Annotated in this window: 20 protein-coding genes and 1 pseudogene; 10 read left to right on the top strand and 11 right to left on the bottom strand. The window is 63.2% G+C overall.

Features of this window, described 5'->3' with window-relative positions:
* The first annotated feature begins 74 nt into the window (after positions 1 to 74).
* Together FHT98_RS25020 and FHT98_RS25015 are read left to right on the top strand one after the other, a co-directional pair.
* Positions 75 to 1202, top strand: coding sequence for an efflux RND transporter periplasmic adaptor subunit (locus FHT98_RS25020; RefSeq protein WP_113584355.1), 1128 nt, complete (start codon positions 75 to 77; stop codon positions 1200 to 1202).
* On the top strand, positions 1199 to 4318 hold the full coding sequence (locus FHT98_RS25015) for an efflux RND transporter permease subunit (RefSeq protein ID WP_113584356.1): 3120 nt from the start codon (positions 1199 to 1201) through the stop codon (positions 4316 to 4318). The genes FHT98_RS25020 and FHT98_RS25015 overlap by 4 nt, the downstream gene beginning before the upstream one ends.
* Before the next feature lie 309 nt (positions 4319 to 4627).
* Here FHT98_RS25015 and FHT98_RS25010 read toward each other — a convergent pair whose 3' ends face one another.
* The 3 genes from FHT98_RS25010 to FHT98_RS25000 are packed head-to-tail and all read right to left on the bottom strand — an operon-like array spanning position 4628 to position 7136.
* The gene (locus FHT98_RS25010; protein WP_113584357.1) at positions 4628 to 5182 is read right to left on the bottom strand and encodes a toll/interleukin-1 receptor domain-containing protein; all 555 of its coding nucleotides are present in this window, start codon (positions 5180 to 5182) and stop codon (positions 4628 to 4630) included.
* A gap of 13 nt (positions 5183 to 5195) precedes the next feature.
* Positions 5196 to 6644: an SIR2 family protein gene (locus FHT98_RS25005; protein WP_142115638.1), complete on the bottom strand. Its 1449-nt coding sequence runs from the start codon at positions 6642 to 6644 to the stop codon at positions 5196 to 5198.
* Positions 6645 to 6647: 3 nt separating this feature from the next.
* Positions 6648 to 7136, bottom strand: a complete 489-nt coding sequence (locus FHT98_RS25000) for a TIR domain-containing protein (protein ID WP_142115637.1) — start codon at positions 7134 to 7136, stop codon at positions 6648 to 6650.
* A 565-nt stretch (positions 7137 to 7701) separates the two neighbouring features.
* On the opposite strand from FHT98_RS25000, the gene FHT98_RS24995 reads away from it, so the two are divergent.
* A complete protein-coding gene (locus FHT98_RS24995) occupies positions 7702 to 8508 on the top strand; it encodes an inositol monophosphatase family protein (protein ID WP_113586871.1) in 807 nt (268 codons plus the stop codon).
* A 159-nt stretch (positions 8509 to 8667) separates the two neighbouring features.
* Here FHT98_RS24995 and FHT98_RS24990 read toward each other — a convergent pair whose 3' ends face one another.
* The 5 genes from FHT98_RS24990 to FHT98_RS24970 all read right to left on the bottom strand — a co-directional run bounded on the left by FHT98_RS24990 (position 8668) and on the right by FHT98_RS24970 (position 11292).
* Positions 8668 to 8877, bottom strand: a complete 210-nt coding sequence (locus tag FHT98_RS24990; protein ID WP_091862312.1) for a hypothetical protein — start codon at positions 8875 to 8877, stop codon at positions 8668 to 8670.
* A gap of 285 nt (positions 8878 to 9162) precedes the next feature.
* Complete coding sequence (locus FHT98_RS24985) at positions 9163 to 9660, bottom strand: Hsp20/alpha crystallin family protein (RefSeq protein ID WP_091862457.1); 498 nt, start codon at positions 9658 to 9660, stop codon at positions 9163 to 9165.
* Positions 9661 to 9748: 88 nt separating this feature from the next.
* A complete protein-coding gene (locus tag FHT98_RS24980; protein WP_091862309.1) occupies positions 9749 to 10225 on the bottom strand; it encodes an Hsp20 family protein in 477 nt (158 codons plus the stop codon).
* Between the two features lie 329 nt (positions 10226 to 10554).
* On the bottom strand, positions 10555 to 10848 hold the full coding sequence (locus FHT98_RS24975) for a DUF982 domain-containing protein (RefSeq protein ID WP_113586920.1): 294 nt from the start codon (positions 10846 to 10848) through the stop codon (positions 10555 to 10557).
* Positions 10849 to 11022: 174 nt separating this feature from the next.
* Positions 11023 to 11292, bottom strand: a complete 270-nt coding sequence (locus FHT98_RS24970) for an usg protein (RefSeq protein ID WP_091862306.1) — start codon at positions 11290 to 11292, stop codon at positions 11023 to 11025.
* Between the two features lie 262 nt (positions 11293 to 11554).
* Between FHT98_RS24970 and groES the strand changes: the two genes are divergently transcribed.
* The 6 genes from groES to FHT98_RS24940 all read left to right on the top strand — a co-directional run bounded on the left by groES (position 11555) and on the right by FHT98_RS24940 (position 16561).
* Complete coding sequence (groES, locus tag FHT98_RS24965) at positions 11555 to 11869, top strand: co-chaperone GroES (protein ID WP_091862303.1); 315 nt, start codon at positions 11555 to 11557, stop codon at positions 11867 to 11869.
* Between the two features lie 58 nt (positions 11870 to 11927).
* Entirely contained in the window at positions 11928 to 13553 is a 1626-nt protein-coding gene (groL, locus tag FHT98_RS24960; RefSeq protein WP_113586872.1) for a chaperonin GroEL, read from the top strand.
* A gap of 76 nt (positions 13554 to 13629) precedes the next feature.
* Positions 13630 to 13845, top strand: a complete 216-nt coding sequence (locus tag FHT98_RS24955) for a hypothetical protein (protein ID WP_091862297.1) — start codon at positions 13630 to 13632, stop codon at positions 13843 to 13845.
* Between the two features lie 51 nt (positions 13846 to 13896).
* Complete coding sequence (locus FHT98_RS24950; protein WP_113586873.1) at positions 13897 to 14208, top strand: hypothetical protein; 312 nt, start codon at positions 13897 to 13899, stop codon at positions 14206 to 14208.
* A gap of 72 nt (positions 14209 to 14280) precedes the next feature.
* Positions 14281 to 16164 carry a molecular chaperone HtpG gene (gene htpG / locus FHT98_RS24945; protein WP_113586874.1) on the top strand — a complete coding sequence of 628 codons (1884 nt, stop codon included), beginning with the start codon at positions 14281 to 14283 and terminating at the stop codon, positions 16162 to 16164.
* 196 nt (positions 16165 to 16360) lie between these two features.
* Entirely contained in the window at positions 16361 to 16561 is a 201-nt protein-coding gene (locus FHT98_RS24940; protein WP_091862288.1) for a type II toxin-antitoxin system VapB family antitoxin, read from the top strand.
* Between the two features lie 220 nt (positions 16562 to 16781).
* Here the strand turns inward: FHT98_RS24940 and FHT98_RS24935 are convergent, their stop codons facing one another.
* Complete coding sequence (locus tag FHT98_RS24935) at positions 16782 to 17516, bottom strand: DUF6602 domain-containing protein (protein WP_113586875.1); 735 nt, start codon at positions 17514 to 17516, stop codon at positions 16782 to 16784.
* Positions 17513 to 18274: a nucleotidyltransferase domain-containing protein gene (locus FHT98_RS24930; RefSeq protein WP_113586876.1), complete on the bottom strand. Its 762-nt coding sequence runs from the start codon at positions 18272 to 18274 to the stop codon at positions 17513 to 17515. The genes FHT98_RS24935 and FHT98_RS24930 overlap by 4 nt, the downstream gene beginning before the upstream one ends.
* A 218-nt stretch (positions 18275 to 18492) precedes the next feature.
* Here FHT98_RS24930 and FHT98_RS24925 point away from each other — a divergent pair.
* Positions 18493 to 19518: pseudogene (locus FHT98_RS24925) on the top strand (IS110 family RNA-guided transposase).
* A gap of 433 nt (positions 19519 to 19951) precedes the next feature.
* Here FHT98_RS24925 and FHT98_RS24920 read toward each other — a convergent pair.
* Complete coding sequence (locus FHT98_RS24920) at positions 19952 to 23683, bottom strand: vitamin B12-dependent ribonucleotide reductase (RefSeq protein WP_142115876.1); 3732 nt, start codon at positions 23681 to 23683, stop codon at positions 19952 to 19954.
* Between the last annotated feature and the right edge of the window lie 427 nt (positions 23684 to 24110).

The raw sequence follows: 24110 nt of genomic DNA, 5'->3' as shown, positions 1-24110 counted from the left end.
GCCTCCAAATTTAGATTGCGTTCGAGCTCTATATCAGTCATAGATGTCGAACGCAATCTATATGGTCCACTCACATGACGCGTAAAACCAAGCTCGCCCTGCTGGCCGCGGGAACGGTGCTGGCCACGGCCGCCATCAGCGGCGCCGTGCTGATGTCGGGCCAGAAGACATCGGCCTCAGTGCCGAGCGATCCGCGGCAGAATCCTCCGCTCGTGCGGGTCGCGGTCGCCAGCCCGGTCGTCGGCGCGGAGCGGCGCTTCACCGGCGTGATCGCGGCGCGGATCCAGAGCAATCTGGGGTTTCGGGTGCCCGGCAAGATCGTCGAACGGCTCGTCAATGTCGGCCAATCCGTGAAGGCGGGGCAACCGCTGCTGCGCGTCGACGAGACCGATCTGCGGCTGGCGCTGACCGCCAAGCGCAACGCCGCCGCCGCGGCACGGGCCGTGCTGACCCAGGCGACGTCGGACGAGGCGCGTTATGCGGTGCTCGTCAAGAACGGCTTCGCCGCGAGCCCTCAGCGCTATGAACAGGCCAAGGCCGCGCTCGACACCGCGACCGCGCAGGCGGCCGCCGCGGAGGCCGAGGCCAAGGTCGCGGAGAACGAGCTGGGCTATGCCGTGCTGGTGGCCGATGCGGACGGGATCATCGTCGAGACGCTGGCCGAGCCGGGGCAGGTCGTCCCCGCCGGGCAGCCTGTCATCCGCCTGGCCCAGATGGGGCCGCGCGAGGCCCTCGTCTCCCTGCCCGAAACGGTGAGGCCGCCGATCGGATCGGCGGCGCTGGCGACACTCTACGGCACCGCCGGTCGGAGCTTCCGGGCCAGCCTGCGGCAGCTCTCCAATTCCGCCGATCTGCAGACCCGGACCTACGAGGCCCGCTACGTCCTCGAAAGCGAAGCGGCCGCAGCTCCGCTCGGCGCGACGGTGACGATCCGCCTGGCCGACAGCGCGGTCGAGCCGGAGACGGAAGTGCCGCTCGGAGCCGTCCTCGACGATGGCGAGAAGACCGGCGTCTGGCGTCTCGACGAGGCGGGAACGGCCGTTAGTTTCCAGCCTGTACGCCTCGTCCGCGTGACGGCCGAGACGGCCATCGTGGCCGGCCTCGAGCCCGGCCGGACGATCGTCTCGCTCGGGGCGCATCTGCTGCGCGACGGGCAGGCGGTCAAAGTTGCGGCCCCCATGACCAAGGCGGCTTCGCGATGAGCCTCAATCTGTCCGCCATCGCCGTCCGCGAACGGGCGGTGACGCTGTTCATGATCATCCTGATCATCGCGGCCGGTGCCTTCGCGTTCTTCAAGCTCGGACGCGCGGAAGATCCGAGCTTCACGATCAAAACGCTGACGGTCACGGCCGTCTGGCCGGGCGCGACGGCGCGCGAGATGCAGGATCTCGTCGCCGAGCCGTTGGAGAAGCGGCTGCAGGAGCTCGCCTGGTACGACCGGGTCGAGACGACGACGCGGCCCGGCTACGCCTACATGACTGTCAACCTGCGCGACTCGACGCCGCCTTCCCAGGTGCAGCCCGAATTCTACCAGGCCCGGAAGAAGCTCGCCGACGAGGCCCGCAACCTGCCCCAGGGCGTACTCGGCCCGTTCATCAACGACGAGTACTCGGACGTCAGCTTCGCGCTCTATGCCTTAAAGGCGAAGGGCATGCCGATGCGCGAGCTGGCGCGCCAGGCTGAAGTCATCCGCCAGGACCTTCTGCATGTTCCCGGCGTCAAGAAGGTCAACATCCTCGGCGAGCGGCCTGAGCAGATCTTCGTCGAGTTCTCCTATGTCCGACTCGCGACCCTTGGCGTCTCGGCGCAGGACATCATCTCCGCCCTCCAGCGCCAGAACACCGTCACGCCCGCCGGATCGGTCGACACCAAGGGGCCCCGCGTCTTCATCCGGGTCGACGGAGCTTTCGACGGCGTGCAGGCCATCGCAGACACGCCCATCGTCGCGGGCGGTCGGACGCTGAAACTGTCCGACATCGCCGATGTCCGCCGCGGCTACGAAGACCCGCCAGCCTTCGTCATCCGTCACCAAGGCGAACCCAGCCTGATGCTCGCCACGGTGATGCAGGAGGGCTGGGACGGGCTCGCGCTCGGCCGCGCGCTCGAGGACAAGACCGGTGCCATCGGCCGCTCGCTGCCGCTCGGCATGTCGCTCGAAAAGGTCACCGACCAGGCGGTCAACATCGCGGCCTCCGTTGACGAATTCATGCTGAAGTTCGCGATGGCGCTCGGCGTCGTGCTGCTCGTCAGCCTGCTCAGCCTCGGCTGGCGCGTCGGCATCGTCGTTGCGGCAGCGATCCCGCTGACGCTGGCCGCGGTCTTCTTCATCATGCTGGAGACCGGCCGCTTCTTTGACCGCATCACGCTCGGCGCGCTGATCCTCGCGCTCGGCCTTCTCGTCGACGACGCGATCATCGCGATCGAGGTGATGGTCGTGAAGATGGAAGAGGGCATGGACCGCATCAAGGCGGCGGCCTATGCCTGGAGCCATACGGCGGCGCCCATGCTCTCGGGCACGCTGGTCACCATCGCCGGCTTCTTGCCGGTCGGCTTCGCGGCATCGACCGCCGGCGAATACGCCGGCAACATCTTCTGGGTCGTCGGCTTCGCGCTGATCGTCTCGTGGATCGTGGCGGTGATCTTCACGCCCTATCTCGGGGTCAAGATGCTGCCCGAGATCAAGCCGGTGGCGGGCGGCCATGCTGCGATCTACGACACGCCGAACTATCGGCGCCTGCGCGGGCTCATCACCTTCGCGGTCGACCACAAATTCCTGACCTGCGCGGTCGTCGGCGTCGCGTTCGCGCTGTCGGGCGTCGGCATGGGCGGGCTGAAGCAGCAGTTCTTCCCGACCTCGGACCGCCCGGAAGTGCTCGTCGAGATCCGCCTGCCGGAGGGCAGCGGCATCGCGGCGACCACGGGCGCCGTCGAAAAGGTCGAGCGCTGGCTGCAGCAGCAGCCCGAAGCCAAGATCGTTACGAGCTATGTCGGTCAGGGCGCACCGCGCTTCTTCCTCGCGCTGTCGCCCGAACTGCCCGATCCGGCCTTCGCCAAGATCGTGGTCCTGACGCCCGACGCCAAGACGCGCGAGACGCTGAGACAGCGGCTGCGCCAGGCCGTTAGCGAGGGATTGGCGCCCGAGGCCTATGTCCGCGCGACGCAGTTCGTCTTCGGCCCTCCGTCCGTCTTCCCGGTCGAGTTCCGGATCGTCGGTCCGGACCCGGCGGAGCTCTACAGGATCTCGGAGCAGGCCCTGCGGATCATGCGGACGGTCCCCGACGTGCGGGAGGCCAATCGCGACTGGGGCAACCGCACGCCCGTGCTGCGCTTCGTGCCCGATCAGGACAGGCTCAACCTGATCGGCCTCTCGCCGGCGCAGGTCGGCCAGCAGCTGCAGTTCCTGCTGACGGGCATCGCCGTCACGCAGGTTCGGGAGGACATCCGCAACGTACCCGTCATCGCGCGCAGCGCCGGGGCCGAGCGCCTCGATCCGACCCGGCTCGCAGACTTCTCGCTAACGAGCCGCGACGGCCGGCAGATCCCGCTCGACCAGATCGGCCGCTCCGTCATCCGCCATGAAGAGCCGATCCTGAAGCGGCGCGACCGGATGCCGACGATCACTGTCCGTTCGGAGATCAACGATGCGACGCAGCCGCCCGAAGTCTCGAAGCAGGTGAGAGCGGCGCTCGAGCCGCTGATCGCCTCGCTTCCGGCAGGCTACCGCATCGACATGGGCGGATCGATCGAAGAGGCGTCCAAGGCGAACGATGCGCTCGGGAAGATCTTCCCGCTCATGATCGCCGTGACGCTGATCGTGGTCATGGTGCAGGTGCGGTCGTTCTCGATGATGACGATGGTGCTGTTCACTGCCCCGCTCGGCCTGATTGGCGTCGTCCCGACGCTTCTCGCCTTCAACCAGCCCTTCGGCTTCAACGCGATCCTGGGGCTGATCGGTCTGGCCGGCATCCTGATGCGGAACACGCTGATCCTCACCGACCAGATCCATGAGAACCAGCTTGCGGGGCTCGACGATTATCACGCCGTCATCGAGGCGACGGTGCAGCGGACGAGGCCCGTCATCCTGACCGCGCTCGCGGCCGTGCTGGCCTTCATCCCGCTGACCCATTCGGTGTTCTGGGGCTCGATGGCCTACACGCTCATCGGCGGAACAGCCGTGGGGACCGTGCTGATCCTGCTCTTCCTGCCTTCACTCTACGCCGCCTGGTTCAGGATCAGGCGGCCTGTGCAGGCGAGGAGCGGGGAGGCCGAGGGGACCGGACCGTCGTCGCCACTGGCGTTCTCTCAGCCGGCGGAGTGACCCGGCGACGCGCTTCGCCTGATGATGAGGCGTGCCGGGTCGAACGCGTTCTAAGCCTGGATCAGCCGTGTCTCTACGCGAACCGCCGCTGCTTTCGTGGCGGACGTCCGCTTCTCGCGATGTGTCGGACGTCCGCTATTGGCGCAATCTCTCGCTGGGGCTGCGGGCGTCTTCGACAGCAAGGCGAAGACCGCAGCACCGGCAGCGTCTCGACTTCTATAACAGCAGAAGACCTCATCAGGTGTTGGCCCGACTGGCCTGCCGCCGATTGTGCGTGGCTAGGTGATGTGCCCTACCGGTCTGGTGAGTTCAATTGCCCGCTAGCCAGCTAGCCAATGCGTCAGCCGTGTTTTCGCGATGATTCCAAACCATCCACTCCGACTTTTCTTTCCCTTTGAAATTTCCCCAGACGATGCGGCTGTACAATCCGAGATACTCCCACTCAGCCCACGTCATGTCATAAGGTCGATCAGCCGAAGGAAAAAGCGCGATCCTTGCGTCTCCTTTGTAGCCGTCAGCTATGCCTAACTCCCACGGCACCCATTTGCTTTCTTTGCTATTGGGGCTGTTAAGCAAGACGAACCTTTTAGTCTGACGAATGCGGCCCTTCAGAATGGCGGCCGTCTTGGCGCTGGTATAGGGCGGCATCTCTGGATCGACTTTGTCGGTATAGACTTTAGCTCCGTGGTTCTCCAAAATTATCGTGGCGCCTACCACAAGCTCATCGTCTTTACTCGAATGAGAAAGAAACGTGGATCCTTCCAAAGGTCGTTCTGACGCGCTCTTTCGGATCGATGCCTGCTCAGTGTATGAGCGCTCATTGGCAAGATTCCGCAAGAACTCGCGCGTGATAAACTCGGCCATCTCCGCTCCGGAATTATCGCTCTTTCGAACGGCGTCTGAGGATCTTTGTCATCAGGGGTAGCAGTCGGTCGATAGCGATGCCTGCAGACGCTAGACCGTCCAATTCCTCATCAGTCGGGCGCTGCATTTTAGGTCCTGCCGAGGGAAGCGCCGAACCCCGGAGCTCCGCGGAGATTTGCTCTGCCGCGCCGCCAAATCCTGCGATCGGTAAAAGGAAGCTGCCGGCATCCGTGGCTAGCCGAAACTCCTCGAGGACGCCGTCGGCAATGAGGATCTTGCCGCCATCGGTGCGTGCTCCGCCCAGGAAAATGACAACCCCTGCCTGCCGGGCAAGCTCTGAACGCAATCGCGTCCATTGCGCCTTGTCTGGCTTTGCGCCGCCGAGTGGCTGCGGGAACGCACGCACGATCAGGCGTCTATCGATATCCCAGCCGCCTCCGTCACGCAGGGCATCGACGAAGCCCGCTATGGCGGCCGAGCCGACGACAAGGCCCGACCCGCTGACCAAATCGCGGTGGCTTGTCCCGATAAGCCGTCCGATGGCCTCCGCCAGCTGATAGATGACGGAGCCGCGTGCATCCATACCGTCGAGAGGCCAGCTTCCACTCACCCACACGCGACGATCGGCAACACGGGATTCGATCTCGCGAAGAAGCTCCGGCACTTCCGCATAATCGTCGATCTCGACGCCAACGAGTCCATAGCGGCTGAGATCTTTCGCCCAGTGACGATGCTGGGCTAACCGTGCTTCGAACTCCGCATCGGCTTTAAAATCTTTGCGCTCAGGCGGTTTTATGATCGCAAAATGTTCAGGGGGCTGATCCGTGAAGCTCTCTCGGATCATCGCAAGGACGTGGCGGATATTTGGATCCGTCAGGCTCAGGCCAACGAACAGCATCGACATGCTGCTCAGATGCGCCTGTAAGAGCGGAAGGAATGCGCCGTGCTTTTGACGGTAGAGCTCATAGTCGTCGGTCGAGATCACGATCTCGTCGGGGCGGTCGACGGAGCCATGCATCTTGTATAGGCGTGCCGCGCCAGGGGTCGACTTGAGACTGAGATTCTTTGCTCCCGATACAGTGTCAATCGGGCGTCCGATCGCCGCGAATGCGCGTTCGATCAATCGGTCATAGTTAGTCGTCCAGATATGGCGCACTGGAAGGCGCGCCAAAATCTCGATCGCTTGCGGGACTGGATGGTCCTTGCCGATCTCTTGCCTGATAATATTGCGGACGCGCGTCGCATTGCCTGTCGCGCCAATATGCCATTGCGCCAGCGCAGCGAGATCATGCGTGTCGCGCGATTTGACACCCAGCTCATCGCCGATGTCGGCCAATAGTTCAGCCCACGAGGGATAGCCGGCCGCGATCGAAGCGCCGGCGCCCACGAATACAGCCCCGACGCCTTCATGCAGCGCGTCGGGAAACTCCTTGAGGAAACGCTTTCGCCCCGGTTTCGACATTCGTCACCGACCGGCGGCCCGAGCTGCCGCTTCGATCCAAGTCGGCATGTTCTGGTAGCCGTAGTCGTTTACCCAATCATACTGTCGATAGAGGGTGCTCATCGGAACGTTCTGCCCATTTACGTTCACCTGCCAGTACGAGAGCGGGTTCTTCCCGGCGACATCCGTCCCCTTTTGCGGATGCCGGACGTTATGAATGGCGATGGCCACGATGCCCTTTTTTAGCTCGTGGCTGCGCTTGATCTCATGCCGCACCCATTCTCTGTCGTAGGTCTCGGCGCCATAAAGGACGACGGTGACCGAGGTGCCTTTGAGTTGGTCCTCGATCCACTTCTCTATGCCGCCAGCGCGTTGCTTAACCTGCTCAAACTCGGCTTTGTCATAGAAGGGCGTCGCCTCGCCCTCGGGGCGTACCACCCAGGAATTGCGCACCTGTACGACACGATGAACATCCCGGTCGTAGTGAAAGCTGAAAAATACTTTTCGAGCCAAACGTCCCTCCCCAGGCCGTCAGAGGATTTTTGACCTCTGAGCATCGTGTGTATCGTGGCATTACCGCACCCTGCATCCAAGTCCGGGCCGGTACAATTTTAGTTCAGCACGACTGCTCTCCACTGCATCCACAGTTGTGAAGCCGATCACGCTGTTGCTGCCGACGCCACATTGCTTGTGGCTGTCCGGGGATTCGTAAACGGCCACAGACCTGCCCGAGAGACCAGGTTCTGGGGCAGCATGAATGCCTCGATCGTCCGTCATCGTGTCAGGGCTCAAGTTCTCCATTGGCGTATGCAGGCGGCGTGTTTCGCATGTTGCACTATAGGGCGGTTGTCTTGTCAGCGGTCCGGCATTTGCACCCCGCCTTGCGATATGCCTCGCAGCCCAACCAAAGTGCTCCCTCGCGACCGACGAGTCCGCTTCCGGGCAGGCGCTCAATGGCTGCTTGTGGCGCGTCGTAGCTTCTGGCCTCTGCCACTTCGAGAACGACCTGGGCTGGTAGTAGGGACTTTGTCAGATCGACGAGACCCGATAGGCAAGTCCAGGACGATGGGCCGGGGGCATGATGAGTCTGATTGAGGAAGTATCGACGGTTCTGCGACAGGCAGCTGCCGAGGCAATCTTACCTCGCTTTCGCAAACTTACCGCGAGCGACGTTGAGGAAAAGTCGCCGGGAGAACTCGTCACCGCTGCCGATCATCACGCCGAACGGTTAATTGGCGAACAATTGCTGCAGCTCGATCCATCCGCGAGGATCGTAGGTGAGGAAGCCTGTGCACGTAACCCCGCCTTGGCTAGCGCTCTAGACCAGGGCACCGTCTGGTTGATCGATCCGCTGGACGGCACTGGAAATTTCGTCTCCGGCCGAGGACCATTTTCGGTCATGGTCGCGCTTCTGCACGGAGGGGAGACCGTCGCCACTTGGATGCTCGACCCGCTGTCAGGTCAGCTTCATGTCGCCGAATTGGGAAGTGGAGCCCAGATTAATGGAGTCCGCGTGGTTGCTGATGGAAAAGCAGAGCCGCTGCGGAAGGGTTCAATTTCTATGCGTTTCTTTCCTCCCGAGGTGCTTGAGGCCGTCAAACCACGGTTGGATCAGGTGCCCTTGATCGTGCCGCCACTGCTTTGCGCAGGAGCCGAGTATCCTGCCATTGTCGCTGGCGATCGCGATTTCGCCGTTTTCTGGCGGACCTTACCGTGGGATCATCTGCCCGGTGCGTTGTTCTTAAGCGAGGCCGGCGGCCACGTCGCACGCTGGAATGGTTCTCCCTACGGGGCTGGACAAGACGGTTATGGATTATTGGCAGCGCGCACGCCTGATCATTGGCGAGCTGCGCACAAGGCGCTCTTCGAGGTAATGACTATTTAGGGGCGCGACCGGCCTTCAACCGGATAGCTCTGAGATGTACGCTTCCGAGCGAAGCGCTAGGTTCCGCCTCTGGCGCGAGGCACAGCCCTCCGGGCTCATCGTCTGCCACTGCCAGCGACGATGTGTCGGACTACCGAGCCCGGATGGCTGGCATAGGCGCTATTGAACAGGCTGGTGCTTCGCCTGCTCCTGGCTCGCTTTCGCCAGCATCGCTTCCAAAGCGACCAGGGCCGTCATCGGCAACACGAGGAGGACGTCTGCGTCCCCGATCGTCTCGAATGTTATGGCTGCATCGCCTCGCGGGTCGCTGCTCATTTGGATCATCGTCGGTTTAATGACCGGGATCTCAACTGTCTTCTTCTCGGACATGGGGCGGCTCGTCGAGTTAGTTCTCGCAACGCACTTGTGGCGCTTCAACAGTTCGCATCCCCGGCTGGTTCCAGACGGGTGACCCAAGACCTGACCAATCGAGAAAAGCACTGACAATGAAGCTGCGCTGGTGAGACCGGCGCCAGGGGGTGGCCACTCTCGGCAAGACGACGGAGCTAGAATGGACCGGGGCCTCGCGCGGCTCCGGCCCGCGCCAGCATTCGTCTCGTGACGCTCCAGCAGCTGGCGGCGCCCGAGGCGCGCCGCCAGGGTCTCGGCGATCTGCTAATGCTTGATCGCGATGCGCTTGACCTGAGACTGCGCCCTCTCGCTCTTGGGCAGGACGACCGTCAGCACGCCGTTCCTGAAGCGGGCATCGATCTTGTCCTGCTCGACCTCATAGCCGAGGGGGATGTGACGCTCGAAGCGGCCGTAATACCGCTCCGAAAACTGCCTCTCCTTGTTCTCGCTCTCGGCACGCTTCTCGCCCCTGAGGGTGAGAGTGTCACCATCGAGCAGGATCTCCAGGTCCTTCTCCTCCATTCCCGGAATTTCGGCGGTCACCTTGATATCCCTGGCTGTCTCGGAGACCTCGACCTTCGGCCAACCGCCGTTGAAGGGCGGCAGCGAACCAAGGCTGTCGAACGAGCGGTACATGTCGTCGAACAGACGATTGACCTCGCGATGGAGCGAGAAGACGGGGTTGTGCTGATCATCGCGATACAGCGCGGGAGGCCGATTGCCGTTATCGCGGCCCCAGGGGATCAAATCTCGAACGCTCATGACATCCTCCTTGCGTTCAAACATCGAAGCGGATTCGCGGCGCCGGGCTCGCCGCCCGGCGCTCAACGCTGATTCAATCAGCCTCTGCTCAGGCTGCGCGCTTCTCCGAGTCGATCTGCCGCCGATCGGCTTTCGGCAGTGCGGTGCCGGTGGCGATCTCGATCCGGCGCGGCTTCATCGCCTCTGGCAGCTCGCGTTTCAGATCGACCGTCAGCAAACCGTTCTCGAGGTTGGCGGCCACGATCTTGACGTGGTCAGCAAGCTCGAAGCGGCGCTGGAAGGTGCGCTCGGCAATGCCGTGGTGCAGATATCGGCCATTGTCCTGGCCGGCTTTCTGCCCGGACACCACCAGTAGGTTCGGCTCATGCGTGATGGTGAGCTCGTCCCGCGAGAAGCCGGCCACGGCCATCGTAATGCGATAGTCGTCGTCATCGGTCTTGACGATGTCGTAGGGCGGCCAGTTGCCGGGCGGGTCCAGCCGGCTTGCGGCTTCGATCGCACCGAATATGCGGTCGAAGCCGATGCTCGACCGATACAAAGGAGAAAAATCGAAGACGGTTCTCATAACCACATCCTCCATTGAGCAACATGGGCACAAGTCGGTCATTCCGAGGTCTCACCGATGTCGGCTTGACCGGCCGATCCCTCAAAAGGCGCTCGGCAATTAGCGATTTGGATCCGGTCGGCGGACGTTCAAGGGGATCAGTGAGATTTTTTGGGGGAATCGTTCGATGGCTCGGAAACGGTACCGCGCTGGGTGGGAGCTCCCCGTCGGGCTGGGCTCTCAAAGCCGTAACCGCCCGCCCCAAATCCGGGGCAGGATTTCGGCAATAAAACAGCGTCCCGCGGCTTCGGAAATGCCCGGCCCCCACCGGTGCGGAGCCGGGCCACTGGTCAAGCGTGGCCGCGCGAGCCTTCCTTGCGGCTGCTGGCGAACGCGGCCACGTCGGGCGCAAGAAGATCATGCTTTTCCGCCCAGGACGCGAACAAGCCGCGCGCCGTGTCTGGTTCGATCTCTCCGCGGATCGCCGCCAGGCAGGCTTTCAGCGCAAAGCCGTGGACCGGATCGCGCCTGGTCTCCGGCCAGTCGGCCAAGAACATGTAGGCCTCCATTGCGGACGCGATCGCCGCCGGATGCCCGAGCCCGGTCAGGATCACGAGCGGCCTCTCGAAGTCGTCTGATGTCATCATGCAGTCCTCCCTTGGCGGGGAGCGATTGCCAACGTTGCCATAGCCATATCCTCCAGGAAGCAACATGGATCCGGTTTGGTTGATCACCGCGTCGAGCGCGCTGTCGCTGTCGGCGGCTGCTATGATTTTGGGATGTGTTCTCTTCGGATCAAGCCCTGCGAAGCATCAACGTCACTGGAGCCGGAACTCGCCGCTGACCGCGCTGAGGTCGGCCGGCCCGATCAGGTCCTTGTGAGCGACGGTGATGCGGAACAGCTCGCCGTCAAGCTTGGCCTGCCAGAAGGCGAGGAACTTGTTGAGTTCGGGAAAGCGCGGAGCGAGGTCGTAATCCTGCCAGATATATTCCTGCAGGATCGAAGGGTGGTCGGGCAATCGGTAGAGGATGCCGGCGGTGGTCAATCCGTAGCCGGCGATCTGGCGGGCAAAGTCTGTCGAAGCCATTCCTTTCAGCTCCCTGGTTTTCACTGCGCCGATGGCAGCGGATTCTCAACGCTCTGGCAAGATGAAAGGTTGCGTTTGTGCTGCCTTTTCAGCCTGTTAGCACTCGATCAAAAAAAGTGCTGCCGACCTCTTGAAGGCAAAAATGGGGCAACCCAAATCTTCGCGCGGGCACGGCGCCTCAGGGCGCGCGGAACCTCGCCGCGAGACCTGAACAGGGCCGGCCCGCTTTGACATGTGACCGACATGGAAACTGGAGGAACTCATGAAGTTTCGGCCACTGCATGACCGCGTCGTCGTGAAGCGCATCGACGCCGAGGAGAAGACCAAGGGCGGGATCATCATTCCCGACACCGCCAAGGAAAAGCCGCAGGAGGGCGAGGTCGTCGCCGTTGGCGCTGGCGCGCGCGACGAGACCGGCAAGCTTGCGCCGCCCGACGTCAAGGTCGGCGACCGCGTGCTCTTCGGCAAATGGAGCGGCACCGAGGTCAAGATCGATGACCAGGATCTCCTGATCATGAAGGAGTCCGACATCATGGGCGTCGTCGAGACGACGGCCGCCCTCAAGAAGGCCGCCTGACGGGGCCTTCATCCCACATCATCAACCTGAAACCTCAAGTCTGAAGGAGTGAGGAATCATGGCTGCGAAGGACGTGAAGTTTTCGCAGGACGCGCGCGAGCGGATGCTGCGCGGCGTCGACACGCTTGCCAATGCCGTGAAGGTCACGCTGGGTCCGAAGGGCCGCAACGTCGTGATCGAGAAGTCGTTCGGTGCGCCCCGCATCACCAAGGACGGCGTCACCGTCGCCAAGGAGATCGAACTTTCCGACAAGTTCGAGAATATGGGCGCCCAGATGGTCCGCGTGGTGGCCTCGAAGCAGAACGATGCGGCCGGTGACGGCACCACGACCGCGACGGTGCTCGCCCAGGCCATCGTCCGCGAGGGCGCCAAGGCCGTCGCCGCCGGCATCAATCCGATGGACCTCAAGCGCGGCATCGATCTCGCCGTCGAGGCCGTGACGAAGTCGCTCGGCGAGCATTCGAAGACCATCACCGGTTCAGAGGAGGTTGCGCAGGTCGGCACCATCTCCGCCAATGGCGACCGCACGATCGGCGAGATGATCGCCGAGGCCATGAAGAAGGTCGGCAACGAGGGCGTCATCACCGTCGAGGAGGCCAAGACCGCCGAGACCGAGCTCGACGTCGTCGAGGGCATGCAGTTCGATCGCGGCTATCTCTCGCCCTATTTCGTGACCAACACCGAGAAGATGGTTGCGGAGCTCGACGACCCCTACATCCTGATCCACGAGAAGAAGCTCTCGGGCCTCCAGGCGATGCTGCCGCTGCTGGAAGCGGTCGTCCAGACTGGAAAACCGCTGCTGATCGTGGCGGAGGATGTCGAGGGCGAGGCTCTCGCCACGCTCGTCGTCAACAAGCTCCGGGGCGGCCTGAAGATCGCGGCCGTCAAGGCTCCGGGCTTCGGCGATCGTCGCAAGGCCATGCTCGAGGATATTGCCATCCTGACCGGCGGCACCGCGATCAGCGAGGATCTCGGCATCAAGCTGGAGACCGTCACTCTCGACATGCTCGGCAGGGCCAAGAAGGTCCGGATCGAGAAGGAAAACACGACCATTGTCGACGGTGCCGGCAAGAAGGCCGAGATTGACGCCCGTGTCGCCCAGATCAAGGCGCAGATCGAGGAAACCTCCTCGGACTACGACCGTGAGAAGCTCCAGGAACGCCTGGCCAAGCTCGCCGGCGGCGTCGCGGTCATCCGCGTCGGCGGCGCGACCGAAGTCGAGGTCAAGGAGAAGAAGGATCGCGTCGACGATGCCCTGAACGCCACCCGCGCAGCGGTCGAGGAGGGCATCCTGCCGGGCGGCGGCGTCGCCCTGCTGCGCGCGGTCAAGGCGCTCGAAGGGCTGGTGCCCGGCAATGACGACCAGAAGACCGGCGTCGAGATCGTCCGCAAGGCGATCACCGCGCCTGCCCGCCAGATCGTCGAGAATGCCGGCGGCGATGGCGCGGTCGTGGTCGGCAAGCTGCTGGAGTCTGCCGATTACGCCTGGGGCTATGATGCCCAGACCGGCGAGTACGGCGATCTGGTCAAGGCCGGCATCATCGACCCGACCAAGGTCGTGCGCACGGCAATCCAGGACGCGGCTTCGATCGCTGGCCTGCTGATCACCACCGAGGCGATGATCGCCGAGGCGCCGAAGAAGGACCCGGCACCGGCCATGCCCGCCGGCGGCATGGACTATTGAGCATCGGGGGCGCCGCGGTTTCCGCGGCGCCCCCTCTCAGGATCCCAACCGCACATGCAATGCCTAGGGGAACGCTATGCCCTTTTCATCACTGACCGATCCCATCGATCTGGCCCGTGCCGAAGCTGCTCTTGAAAAGGCATGGGCGGAACTCAAGCCGTCGCTTTCGGCGGGCTCTGACGAGCTGGAGCGAAACAACCTCGCCTATATCGTGGCTTCGCTGGTTCCGCTGGCGCTCGACGAGGACGATCTCGCACTGCGTGCGATCGACCGGTTTCGCGAGAAGGCCTAGGCGAAAGGCTCCGTGAAAGCCCCTGCATTCTCTCAATCGCATCAGACCGACATGACCGACGGCACACAGGAACCTAAGGACATCTCACCGTCCGACCGCTTCAAGGCCCTCATCACCAACGCCGAGAGCGCAACGTATGGCCTCAAGGATAATCTCCTGGCCGTCATGACGCGGGATGGATCGGCAACGTGGCAGACTGTCGCCGCTCACATCGAGGCTCAGTTGCCCGGCGCCGGCGAGTTCGCGACCGCGCGGTTGAATGCCATACTTGCTCTGGTCAGGACGCTGTCCAATCGAGAGGCTCGGGCAGCACATGAGTATCGCTCCCTATTGTCGCCCCCGACAGTCCGTGCGACCGGCTAGCTCGCCGCGTTTGCGCAGGATATCGCTCTCCGCCGAGAACTTCTTGCTGTGCCATCTATTCGAGAAACCCGAATGACCACGACCGCCACGCCAGAGCATCGCAGCTTCGAAGCCGACGTCTCCCGCCTGCTCCACATGATGGTGCATTCGGTCTATTCCGACCGGGACGTTTTCCTGCGCGAACTGATCTCGAACGCAGCTGATGCCTGCGAGAAGCTGCGCTACGAAGCGATCGGCAACCCCGAACTTCTGGGGGATGACCCGAAGCTCGCGATCACCATCTCGGCCGATCCGGAGGCTGGCAGGCTGACCATTGCCGACAACGGCATCGGTATGAGCCATGACGAGATGATCGAAGCTCTCGGCACGATCGCGCGCTCGGGAACACGCAGCTTCATGGAGCGGGTAGCAACCGCTGATGGCAAGGACGGCGCGCAGCTCATCGGCCAGTTCGGCGTCGGCTTTTATTCCGCCTTCATGGTGGCCGAGAAGGTCGAGGTTGTCAGCCGCCGTGCCGGCAGCGCCGAAGCGTGGACCTGGTCTTCCGACGGCAAGGGCGAATTCACGGTGGCGCCTGCGGCGCTGGATGAGGCTCCGTCCCGCGGGACGCGCGTGACGCTTCACCTGATGGAGGAGGCCAAGTCCTATGCCGAGCGCTGGACGCTGGAACGCATCGTCAAGGAACAGTCCGGCCATGTACCGGTCCCGATCTCGCTGATCACGGAGCCGGGCGCCGATGCGGTCGCCCTCTCCGACGGGGCCGCGCTTTGGACCAGGCCGAAGAGCGAGATCACCAAGGACGAATACGCTGATTTCTACCGCAGCGTTGCGGGACAATATGACGAGCCCGCCGCCACGATCCATTTTCGCGCCGAAGGCCTGCACGAATATACCGCGCTGGCCTTCGTCCCGGGCGCGCGTCCGTTCGATCTCTTCGACGCCGACCGCAAAGGGCGGATCAAGCTTTATGTGAAGCGCGTCTTCATCACGGACGAAGCCGAACTCCTGCCGCGCTACCTGCGCTTTGTGCGCGGTATCGTCGACACAGCCGACCTGCCGCTCAACGTCTCCCGCGAGATGATTCAGGACAGCCCACTGCTCGGTGCGATCAAGAAGGGCGTCACCAATCGTGTCCTCGCCGATCTCGCGAAACTGGCCGAACAGGAACCGGACACATTCCGCCTGATCTGGGACAATTTCGGCGTCGTCATCAAGGAAGGGCTTTACGAGGATTTCGCGCGCCGGGAGCAACTGCTCGGCCTCGCTCGCTTCCGGACCACGGCCTCCGGCGAAGGGTGGCGCAGCCTCAAGGACTATGTCGGCGCGCTCAAGGACAACCAGACCGCGATCTACTACATCGCCGGCGACGATGCCTCCCGAATCGCCAACTCCCCACAGCTCGAAGGTTTTCGGGCGCGGGGCATCGAGGTGCTGCTACTGTCGGATCCGATCGACAGCTTCTGGGCCTCGGCCGCGCCGGATTTTGAAGGCAAGCCGTTCAAGTCGGTGACGCAAGGGGCGGCCGATCTCGGTCTCATCCCGCTGCTTGATGGCGCGGCGCCTCCGTCGGCGGAAGCGAGCGAGAAGATCGCCGCTCTACTTGCATCGATGAAGGAGATTCTGGCCGAAGAGGTTGCGGATGTCCGATCCTCCGATCGGCTGACCGAGAGCGCGGTCTGCCTTGTCGCGTCGGATAAGGGGCCGGATCGCCAGTTCGAACGCCTGCTCAGCGCCGCTGGTCGAGTGGAGAGTGCTGCCAAGCCCATCCTCGAGGTCAACCCTCGGCATGCGATGGTTTCGGCCCTCTCGTCTGTCGAAGATGATGCGTTGCGTAGCGACGTCGCCCATCTGCTCCTGGATACCGCGCGCGTCCTGGACGGCGATCGCCCGATAGACGCAAGTGCATTCACCGAACGGCTGAACCGGCTGGTGATGCTAAGCTTCAGCGATGGCTGAGCAGGGAGCGAGGGAAAGCGTGACCGTGCGGGCTGGCGTCGCTTGCGCGCTTCCCATTTCGCTCAGCTTCGAACGTCCGGTTCTGGGTCGCTTCCCAATGTCCGATTGTGGCGCATGACGCGAGCTATCTTGAAGTGTTTGCGGAGATCTCGGCCTTTCGGTATTTTTCGCCGCAGCGCCAGGGATCAAACAGCAGATGTTCGTCACGATCGACATCGAAGACAGATTGCTGGAAAAAGCCCGGTCGCTGACCGGCGCCGAGGAGATAGATGCCCTCGTCCGACAAGCGTTGGAAACGCTGGTGCGCGTCGAGGCTGGCAAGCGCCTAGTCGCCCTCGGCGGCACAATGCCGGACGCGGCGGCTGGACCGCGGCGCCAAAGCGAGGCCCCTAAGTGACTCTGGCCTAGCTATCGGTCTGGATTGATCGTTTTCGTCGGCCCGCGATGCAGGGACGCGCCCCGGCTCAATTGGCAAGATCTTCGCACTTCTGAGGCGCGTCAGCGCTCGGAAGGTGTGTTCCCGCTCGCGCTCTTCCACGGCGTTGATGAGCTCGACTAGCTCCTTTTCTTCCGGACTATCCTCGATCGCGCCGATGAGGCTGTCTCTACGGATGGCCCTAGCTTTTCTGTTGATCAGAGTTCAGCCAGCGGCTGTAAGCTCGGATATCAACCATGGGCACCGTGGCCAGCGCCTGCAGCCGTGCGATCAGCTCGAACAGGAAGGCTGTTGCCGGCTTGCCCTCCGAAGTGAGCTTATAGACGCCATCCGAGTCTCGGCTGTAGTGACCATGCGCCGCGACGCAACCAAGGTCGATCTGCTCGGTTGTGGAGGACCTTGCCAGGGCGTCCCGCAGTGCTTCGCCCATTGCCGGCTTCCAGTCGCTCTCAAGCGTCAGGAGCCCGCCTAGAATATGATGGAGCGGCTTTGGCGCCGCTATCCCGCCGACATGGGGAACCGGCAGGCTCGTGCGGTGCAGCGCCCGCACGCTGGCGATCTTTTTATGAGCGTAGGCGACCTGATCAGCATTTAGCGATTGCTTGGCCTCAAAGGCCGCGTAGACGCTCTCGGCCGGAATCACCTTAGTGCCCTTCATGACGAAGATGAACGGCGAGTACTGACGGTCATAGACCACCACATCCATCTGATGGCTAAAATTTCCCTCGCTATCGACCACATGCGCCTTATCGGCCTTGTAGCGCGCTGGCAGATAGGTGCTCAGCAGCTCTAGCCAGGCTCCTTCGCTGGCATCGCCCTTATCTACAGAATGGCCCAGCAGTTGACGTGCCGCAGCCAGCTTGCCTTGAATTTCGTCGTGAAGACCCGCCAGGAGCTCTGAAAGGGACCAGCTCACCGGACGATTTCTCCCCAAGTCGCAGCCTGCGCCGCAGCTCCAGCCGCCTTGGCGATCGTTGTTTTTTCAGCCGCACTCAGATCTTCGGAGATGATGTTGTTCGTGTTCGCCGGATCGACAATTCGCGCCGCACCGATGTTGTCTCGGATATGGGCCAACGCCGCCATCACGTTGCGGCCGACATCGCCGGCCCTCTTATCGTACAGCGCATCGATCGCCAGCAGCTCAAGATAGAACGACGGGATATCCAGGCCTTTTTGATTTCGCCAGAGCTTCAGAATACGGATTTCTTCCGTACTACCGGAATTGCCCACCAGGTTGATGTGGGTAGCAATGTTAGTCTTGGTCCAACCGCCTCTCCGGTTCCGGTACAGGCTATGGTCCTGGCTCTGGCCATCCTGCCGGCGAGCCGGCACCAGATCGACGTCGTGGCCGTCTACTCTGACGCCGATCGAAACATTTTGTCTGCGCGCCTTAAAGCCGGCTTGGTTCATCCGGTTGAATAGCGTCGTATAGATATTCTCAAGTGTCGCGGTCAGCGTGTGCGACAGCGAAATAAACAGATCGATATCCGTACCGCTCTTCACGGCCGTGCCCTTGGCAAATGAGCCGCTCGGGCTGACTTCGCGGATATGATCTCCAGCCCATGCTCGCAGGTGCGGCAAGATGACTCCAGCATAGCCGCGCAGCGGAGATGTGGAGCTGACGTCGACGCGCTCGCGCGCTAAAATGTTCTGAAGATATTCGTTTTCGGTCATCGCTCCCCCACAGGGATGCTATGTCACCGGAGGCCCGGATCACAACCGAGAAGCACTGCTTCTTTGGTCGGCAACTGGGCTGCAAGCGCAGCGGAACGGTTGCGGATTTCCAGTGAGTGTCCGGTTGCAGGCGGGAGCTCAATACCCGGAAGTGATGCTGTGGACGGCTCTCCACCCCTGCGGGAGCCTAAGCTCCTGCAAGGCAGGAGGAGAGCGTCATGTTCAAGGTCGTCACAGTCGGTCTGGATATCGCCAAGTCCGTTTTTCAGGTTCACGGTGTGGATGTCGTCGGAGGAGTTGCGATCCGTCGCCAGCTCCGGCGGGCGCAGGTCTTGCCATTTTTCGCCAAGCTGCCGGCGTGCCTGATCGGCACTGAAGCCTGCGCTACGGCGCACTATTGGGCCCGCGAGCTCGGCGCGCTGGGCCACCAGGTGAAGCTCATACCACCGAGCTATGTGAAGCCATACGTGAAGCGGCAAAAGAACGATGCTGCCGACGCCGAGGCGATCTGCGAGGCCGTGACCCGGCCGACGATGCGCTTCGTGGAGGTGAAGAGCCCTGAGCAGCAAAGCGTGACGGTGCTGCACAAAGTTCGGCTGACTTTGATGCGCTAGCGCATCCAGCTGTCCAACACGATCCGGGGGCACATGGCTGAGTTCGGCTTGGTGGCGCCGATCGGGCGCGAGGGGCTGCAACAGCTGATTAGGCTGGTGGAAGAGAGCGATCCACGCGTGTCGGATGAGGCAAGGGTCTGCCTTGAGTTTCTGGTCGCCCAACTGCAGCTGGTGAACCTACAGATCGTGGAGACCGATCGACGGATCAGGACCAGCGCACGGTCCACCGAGGTCGGCCGCAGGCTGATGAGCATCCCAGGCGTCGGGCCGCTGCTGGCCAGCGCCCTGGTCGCGACGGTGGCTAATCCGACAGCCTTCAAATCCGGCCGTAACCTGGCAGCCTGGATCGGGCTCGTGCCGAAGCAGAACTCAAGCGGCGGCAAGGACCGATTGGGCGGGATCACCAAGCAAGGCGACCGCTATCTGCGGCAGCTCCTGGTCGTCGGCGCCTTGGCCGTGGTTCGCTACGCCGAGCGACACGGGACCCGCCGGCCGTGGCTCGTTCACTTGCTGGCGAAGCGACCGACGAAGGTGGCGACGGTGGCTTTGGCCAACAAGATCGCCCGGATCGCCTGGGCCATCATGACGAGGGGCGAGAGCTACCGCGAGCCGGAGCCGGCTGCCGCGTAGCTCAGGCGCTGGGGCGTCGACGAACTTGGGAAGGGCTCCGACGGACTAACGCATCCAGCCGGTCGATACCGAAGGACAGGAAAACCCTCTTGCGCCACTGCGCCTCCAAGCGCGCGGAATTGGTCGGGACCCGTCCTCGCGGAAGGTATTATGGCCAGCGGCTTTATGTGCCGCACCAACAGGTCGAACACATGGCCGCACCGACCAGCGCTGCCGCAGTCCAACTAGACCCTTGCCAACGGAGAGCCGTCCAAACATGGCGCAGAGACGAAGCGCGCTACGCGCCGATTTTGAGAGCCTAACTCACTGGCAGCACGCAGCTCGGAGCCAAGTGTATCGTTGCTTGTCCAACACGGCTGCGCGGGAAAGTGCGGAACTCCACCTACATTCGCGGTAACACTATACCTCGCTTCTCAGAACTTCGCCTCTCATTTCACGAGCATCCGGTGGTGCTTCCGCAGGTGTTGCACTTCAGGCAGGTGCCGTTGCGGACCAAGGTGAAGTTGCCGCATTCGCCGCACGAGTCGCCGACATAGCCCTTCATGATCGCCTCCGCCCGCCGCTCCGAGGTCGTCGGCTGGGCGGCCGGAGCCGAGAAGCCGAGCTTGGCCATCTCCGCTTCGCCATAGGTCTCCGGCTCCTCCTTCAGCGCGGTCGCGCCGATGGTGGCGAGTGCGGTCAGGGCCGCGCCGCCGCGGGCGACGGTCTCGATGGCCGGAGCCGCCACGCCGCCCTGGATCGCGTGGAAGGAGATCGGCTTGCCGCGGCGGAAACCCGTCGAGGCCAGCGGCGTCGATGTGATCGGAGCGGTCGCATCCGGCGCCTTGTCCTGGCCGACGCCGCTGCCCATCACGTCATGGCCGATCTCGCTCGGGTCGACATGGGCGAGGTCGTTGCGGCCGAGATAGGAGATCGCGAGCTCGCGGAAGACGTAGTCGAGGATCGAGGTCGCGTTCTTGATCGACTGGTTGCCGGCGACGAAGCCCGAGGGCTCGAAGCGGGTGAAGGTGAAGGCCTCCACGTATTCCTCCAGCGGCACGCCATATTGCAGGCCGAGCGAGACCGCGATGGCGAAGTTGTTCATCATCGCCCGGAAGGCCGCGCCCTCCTTGTGCATGTCGATGAAGATCTCGCCGAGGCGCCCGTCCGAATATTCGCCGGTATGGACATAAACCTTGTGGCCGCCGACCGTGGCCTTCTGGATGTAGCCCGTGCGGCGATCCGGCATCTTCTCGCGCTCGCGCTTGCGCTCGATGCGCTCGACGATGCGCTCGACGATCTTCTCCGAGATCTGCGTGGCGCGCGCCGCCATCGGCGCTGCGACCAGCGTCTCGACGGCGTCGTCGGCCTCGTCGTCCTCATCCGAGATCAGCGCCGAGTTCAGCGGCTGCGAGAGCTTGGAGCCGTCGCGATAGAGGGCGTTCGCCTTCAGCGCCAGCTTCCAGGAGAGCATATAGGCGCTCTTGCAGTCCTCGACCGTGGCGTCGTTGGGCATGTTGATGGTCTTGGAGATCGCGCCCGAGATGAAGGGCTGGGCCGCCGCCATCATGCGGATATGGCTCTCGACCGAGAGGTAGCGCTTGCCGATGCGGCCGCAGGGGTTGGCGCAATCGAAGACGTTATAATGCTCGGTCTTGAGGTGCGGGGCGCCTTCCAGGGTCATCGCGCCGCAGACATGGACGTTGGCGGCCTCGATCTCGGCCTTGCTGAAGCCGAGGAAGGGCAGGAGCTCGAACGACATGTCGTTGAGCTTCTCGGCCGGGACATTCAGCGTGCCGGTGAGGAAATCCTCGCCCAGCGTCCACTTGTTGAAGACGAACTTGATGTCGAAGGCGCTCTTCAAGCCCTTCTCGACCGCCTCGATCTTCTCGTCGGTGAAGCCCTTGCTGCGCAGCGTCGAGGGATTGACGCCGGGCGCCTGCTTCATCGAGCCGTGGCCGACGGCATAGGCCTCGATCTCGGCGATATCGGCCTCGCGGTAACCGAGGGCGCGGAGCGCATCCGGCACGGCGCGGTTGATGATCTTGAAGTAGCCGCCGCCGGCGAGCTTCTTGAACTTCACCAGCGCGAAGTCGGGCTCGATGCCGGTGGTGTCGCAATCCATGACGAGGCCGATCGTGCCGGTCGGCGCGATCACGGTCGCCTGGGCGTTGCGGTAGCCATAGCGCTTGCCCTGCTCCAGCGCCTCGTCCCAGACGATGCGCGAGCGTTCCGCCATGGTCACGGCCGAGCCGCCGAGACGAGCCAGCGTCGCATGGTCGAGCGGGACGGGGGTGACGCTCAGGCCCTCATAGCCGTCGGCGAGGCCGTGGGCCGCGGTGCGGTGGTTGCGGATGACGCGCAGCATGTGGCTGGCGTTCTTCTTGTAGCCGGGGAAGGGGCCGAGCTCGCCGGCCATCTCGGCCGAGGTCGCATAGGCGACGCCGGTCATGATCGCGGTCAGCGCACCAGCCAGCGCGCGGCCTTCATCCGAGTCGTAGCCGAGGCCCATAGTCATCAGCAGGCCGCCGATATTGGCGTAGCCGAGGCCGAGCGTGCGGTACTCGTAGGAGAGCTCGGCGATCTCGCGGCTCGGGAACTGCGCCATCGTCACCGAGATCTCGAGCACCACGGTCCAGAGCCGGCAGAGATGCTCATAGGCCGCGACGTCGAAGGCCTTGGTCTCGGTATCGTAGAACTGCAGCAGGTTGGCCGAGGCCAGGTTGCAGGCGGTGTCGTCTAGGAACATGTACTCGGAGCACGGATTGGACGCCCGAATCCGGCCGGAAGCCGGGCAGGTGTGCCAGTCGTTCATCGTCGAGTTGAAGTGCAGGCCGGGATCGGCCGAGGCCCAGGCGGCGTAGCCGATCTTCTCCCAGAGGTCGCGGGCCTTCAGGGTCTTCATGACCTTGCCGGTGGTGCGGCCGGTCAGGTTCCAGTCGTTGTCGTCCTCGACGGCGCGCAGGAAGTCGTCGGTCAGCGAGACCGAGTTGTTCGAGTTCTGGCCGGAGACGGTGAGATAGGCGTCGGAATCCCAGTCGGTGTCATAGGTGTCGAAGGAGATGTCCTTGTAGCCCTGCTTGGCGAACTGGATGACGCGCTTGATGTAGTTGTCGGGCACCAGCGCCTTGCGGGCGAGCTTGATCTCGCGCTTCAGGGCCGGGTTCTGCTCGGGGTCGAAGCAGCTGTCGCCATCGCCTTCGCAGTTCACGCAGGCCTTGAGCACGGCCTTCATGTGCTTCTTGACGGTCTTGGAGCCGGTGACGAGGGCGGCGACCTTCTGCTCCTCCTTCACCTTCCAGTCGATATAGGCCTCGATATCCGGATGGTCGGCATCAACCACGACCATCTTGGCGGCGCGGCGGGTGGTGCCGCCGGACTTGATCGCGCCGGCGGCGCGGTCGCCGATCTTGAGGAAGGACATCAGGCCCGAGGACTTGCCGCCGCCGGCGAGCTTCTCGCCTTCGCCGCGCAGCATCGAGAAGTTCGAGCCGGTGCCGGAGCCGTATTTGAACAGGCGGGCTTCACGGACCCAGAGATCCATGATGCCGCCCTCGTTGACGAGGTCGTCCTGCACGCCCTGGATGAAGCAGGCATGCGGCTGCGGATGCTCGTAGCTCGACTTCGACTTGACCAGCTTGCCGGTCTTGAAGTCGACGTAGAAATGGCCCTGGCTCGGGCCGTCGATGCCATAGGCCCAGTGCAGGCCGGTGTTGAACCATTGCGGCGAGTTCGGCGCGACGCGCTGGGTGGCGAGCATGAAGCGCAATTCGTCATGGAAGGCCGCGGCATCCTCCTCGGAGGAGAAATAGCCGCCCTTCCAGCCCCAATAGGTCCAGCAGCCGGCGAGGCGGTCGAAGACCTGCTTGGAGGAAATTTCGGAGGCGTAGCGCTCGCCCTCAGGCAATTCGGCGAGAGCGGCCTCGTCGGCGACGGAGCGCCAGAGGAAGGAGGGAACGTCGTTCTCCTCGAACTTCTTCAGGCGCGCCGGCACGCCGGCCTTGCGGAAATACTTCTGCGCGAGCACGTCGCTGGCGACCTGCGACCAGGCCTCGGGAACCTCGATGCCTTCCAGCCGGAAGACGACGGAGCCGTCCGGGTTCTTGATCTCGCTGACGGCCGATCGGAACGGGATCGCGGCATAGGGCGACTGTCCGGCGGAGGTGTAGCGGCGCTCGATGCGCATGATCTTCATCCCTTGATCTGCCGCGGACTTGCCTTGAAGCCACGCGCGGCCGGTTGATCACCGGCTCCTGATGTCAGCCCAAACTCGGTTCGATGCCCTGTGGGTCCCGGCGGTGTGGCCCCGCCGATGGTCCCGGACGCGCCCAAAATGTCCGCGCAAATCCGTTCGCTTCCGCTGTTGATGGCGGATGCGGCGGCAGGCCCGGAACACACTGGAAAACTAGGGTTTCGCAGTCATCCAGAGGGGGTGCCGCCGGCCGTCATGCGATGGTCAAAATCTAGTGCAGATGCCGGCTTGGCGTCAAGGAATAGTGTCTATCGATCCCTGTGGACACGACATCTGGTAGAGATATGTGGGTTACGGGGATAAGTTGCAAGGCGCCTGCTAAGCCTCGGAAATCGCCGGGGAATCGGATGCTGCTCGGCAA

Origin of the sequence: Allobosea sp. AK1 (assembly GCF_006714945.1) — a bacterium.
Lineage (GTDB): Bacteria > Pseudomonadota > Alphaproteobacteria > Rhizobiales > Beijerinckiaceae > Allobosea > Allobosea robiniae.
This window is presented reverse-complemented; position numbering and strand designations above follow the sequence as displayed.